Raw genomic sequence first — 3,407 nt, forward strand, 5'->3', positions numbered from 1 at the left:
AAGTGGAGTAGTAGATACACAGCATCAGCACGGCCAGCGAACCGGCCGCGCCGTACGCATTCGCCGTTGCCGAATTTCCGAGGTACAGGCCGATTCCGATCTGACCCAGCAGAAACAGAACGGTCGTAACCGCAGCCGCGCGAGCGACGTCGCGCCAGAGTAATTCGATCGCCGGCAGCAGCTTGTAGATCGCAGCGAAGATGGCGAATACGACGAACAGCGTCATTGCCGTGGAAAGCAGTTGCAGCGCCACGGCTCCGCTCAAGCCGACCCCTTCCGCCAGCCGCCTGGACGCAAGCGCAACCATCGCGTTTGCCGCGAGCGAAACCAGCAGCAGAAAGGCGATGACGAGAATCATGCCGAATGACAGCAGCCGGGTGCGAAGGAAGCCCCGGATGCCGCTCTGCGACTCCGGCCTCTCGCCCCAGATCTCGTCCAGGCTTTGCTTGAGCTCGGTGAACGCGGTGGTGGCGCCTATCAGCAACACCGGCAACGCGAGCAATGCCGCGGCGCCACCTTTCGCTTCCTCCAGCGTGTGCACGATGATCGCGTCGAGGGCTTCTTCGCCGGAAGGCCCGACCAGAGCGCCGAGCTGCGTCCGCAATTCGTCGGAAGCCGCCTTGGCATCGGTCACCAATCCCACGATCCACAATACGATGACGAGGATCGGCGCGAGCGAGAAGGCGGTGTAGTAGGCAAGCGCTGCAGCCTTGCGGCTGCAGTGATCCTTGCTCCAGGCTGCGGCCAGCGCTTTCAGGAACTGCAGCCGGCTTCGAAGCAGCGCTTTCAAGAGCTGTCGGTATAAAGAGCTCAGTCGGTATACGAAGTACGAAGCGGAAAGACGGTTGCCCCGGTTAGCGCACCGGGGCAACTCGAAGGGACTGGGCGCTACAGCCGGGTGCGGCCGCGCAGGAAGAACACCAGCGCCAGCACCAGACCGACCACGAACAAGATCCAGGCGATGCTGGATGCGGTCCCGGCGATGCCGCTGAATCCCAGCAGCCCGGCGATGATGGCAACAACGAGAAAGATCAGCGCGTAATACAGCATGAGGGTCTCCTTTTTGGACTCAAGCGCGTCCTTCCGATCGCAATTGCTGTGCCTTGTCCTGCTGCAGCGGATGCAACTGGTCGTGTTGCGGCTCTATGGCCACCTTGCGCAACCAGCGTTGCACGATGTAAGTCGCGGTCGCGAGCAACGCCGCGACGCCTCCCACGAACCACCAATTGATGCGCGAAGGATCGTGCAGCGCGGATTCGATGACGTCGCCGAGCACCGTGGCCATCAGCGTTCCGGGCAGCATGCCGAGGAAAGTGCCCACGGACAATTGCCACAGCTTCATGTGGATCGCGCCCGCGACCATGCTTTCGACGATGAAGGGCGCGATCGGCACGAGACGCACGGCCGTGATGGCGATCACGCCGCGCCGCTGCAGCACCTGGGTCAGGCGATTCAGGCGCGGACCTGCTAGCCGCCTTACCGCCTGGCGTCCGAACGCGCGCCCCGCGTAATAGCCGATGGCCGAGGCGAGCACCACGCCGGTCATGGCGAAAGCGAAGCCTTCCCAGGCGCCGAACGACACGACTGCCGCCAGGGTGATGATCGGTCTGGGAAACATGACGACGCTTGCCGGCGTGTATGCAGCCACGATCACGAGGGGCGCCCACCAGTTGGCCGCGAACGATTCGAACCACGCGATGACCCCCTCGGGGGTGAAGACGTGCGCAAGCGGGGAAAAGCGCCAGGCCGCCGTCAGCAGGCCGACGATCGCGACGCCGATCAGGAGCTTGCCCCAGGGGAACCGAACCGACTCCTCCAGTGCGCTGTCGAGCTCCGGGGTGAGTTGATCGGCCAGCGTTTCCAAGGAAACAGGCTTTTCCATGTCGGCCAGCGACGCAGCGCTGATCGCCGCATCCGAGGGCGGGTTGAATTCGAGCGGCGCCAGCGTGCGGTCCGCGCTTCCCAGCTGCTCGATCGTGGCGCGCATGCTGCCCGACGCGTCGATCGCCGCGTCGATTGCCCGTTGCACGGAAGCAGGGTCGCTCCCGAGATGCTCGGCCAGCAGCCGGTTGCGGAAATGGCGGATGCCCTCTCGCACGCGCGACTCGCCGTCGGCCTGGATGACGATGTCGCACTCGGTGTCGACGCCCATCGAGCGGTTGCTGAGATTGGCCGATCCGACCCGAAGCCACTCGTCGTCGACCACCATGAGCTTGGAATGCATATCGATGCAGGTGCCCTGGGCAAGACCGTTCACGTGCGGGTAGCAGGCGTAGAAGCGCTCATGCACATCGGCCTTGCGCAGTGCATCGACGTGACGCGAGCGCAGCAGCTGCATCGTGACTTCCTCCAGCCACCCGTGACTGAGCAGCCGGGTCACCAGCACGATCTCTGGGCCATCGGGCTCGGCCAGTCGCGCGGCCAGTGCGTCGGCGATCTTCTGCGAGGTGAAGTACTGGTTCTCGATGTAGATGGCGCGGCGCGCACGCGCAATCATGTCGAGATAGAGACGCTCCACGTGATGGACGCCGGGCGAGCCGTTGATGGGCGGGGCGGTGCAGGCGAGCCCGAAATGCACGTCCGTCATGTCCGGCGCGATCCCGTCCGGCCATGGATCGTGGGAGGAGACGACCGGATGCAGCCGTTCGTGCGTTGCCGCCCGCCAGCGCGCCCGCACCGTTTCGGCGAGCACCGCTGCCGCCTCGCCGTCGACGCAGGCCATGACGTCGTGCATCGGCGGATAAGGCTTGCCGTCGAACGTGCGCCCGGGATCGTTCGGCCGATGCGCTTGCGTGTCCCAGCGCTTGCTGGTCAGGTCGAGCCCGCCGACGAAGGCGACGCGATCGTCGATCACGACGATCTTCTGATGATGCGATCCGGCCAACGGGTGCGTGTCGTCGAAGCGAAAGTGCACGCGCCGATGCGGCTTCCAGTTCAGCCCGTACAGAGGCGAAAGCTCGCGGTCGACGCCGAAGATGACCGGATAGTCCCACTCCAGAACGCGAATGTGGAGCGTGCGGCGGGCGCGAGCCAGCTCGTTCAGGAACTCGCCCAGAAAGGTGCTCGGACGCGATTGCGCGTCGACATCGAGCGCGGTGCGACTGTCGAAATCCCAGCCCACGATCAGGATCGAGCGCCGCGCCTCTCGCGCCGCCTGCATGAACGCGCGGTAATACGCAGCGCCGTCGATGAGAAACGCTATCCGATCGGCATGTCCGGCTGCGCAGCAATTGACGTCGAGATCGAACAGACCCGTCGCGGCCTGCGGATCCCTGCCGTGAGGACGCTGCGTCCCGCGCCGCCCGGCGCCGGCGCGGGACGCCAAGCGCCACCAGCCGCGAGCGCGTTTCGATACTCGTTGTGCGGCTCGTTGTGGGGAAAGCGGCGGTTTTTGCATGACCGTTGCG

The 3,407-nt window shown here is 65.0% G+C and carries 3 protein-coding genes; all 3 read right to left on the reverse strand.

The genetic code is table 11. The features are described from left to right. The coding region (locus GEV05_30870; GenBank protein ID MPZ47680.1) for a YihY family inner membrane protein at positions 1 to 790 on the reverse strand (790 nt) is incomplete at its 3' end. 98 nt (positions 791 to 888) lie between these two features. Further along, the gene (locus GEV05_30875; GenBank protein MPZ47681.1) at positions 889 to 1,050 is read right to left on the reverse strand and encodes a DUF1328 domain-containing protein; all 162 of its coding nucleotides are present in this window, start codon (positions 1,048 to 1,050) and stop codon (positions 889 to 891) included. 19 nt (positions 1,051 to 1,069) lie between these two features. Continuing rightward, positions 1,070 to 3,397: a phospholipase gene (locus GEV05_30880; protein MPZ47682.1), complete on the reverse strand. Its 2,328-nt coding sequence runs from the start codon at positions 3,395 to 3,397 to the stop codon at positions 1,070 to 1,072. Positions 3,398 to 3,407 lie beyond the last annotated feature (10 nt).

It is taken from the genome of Betaproteobacteria bacterium, assembly GCA_009377585.1.
Taxonomy (GTDB): Bacteria; Pseudomonadota; Gammaproteobacteria; order Burkholderiales; family WYBJ01; genus WYBJ01.

Coding starts and splice junctions, on each gene's coding strand:
- GEV05_30875 (MPZ47681.1), bottom strand. CDS start 1,050: ATGCTGTATTACGCGCTGATCTTTCTCGTTGTTGCCATCATCGCCGGG.
- GEV05_30880 (MPZ47682.1), bottom strand. CDS start 3,397: ATGCAAAAACCGCCGCTTTCCCCACAACGAGCCGCACAACGAGTATCG.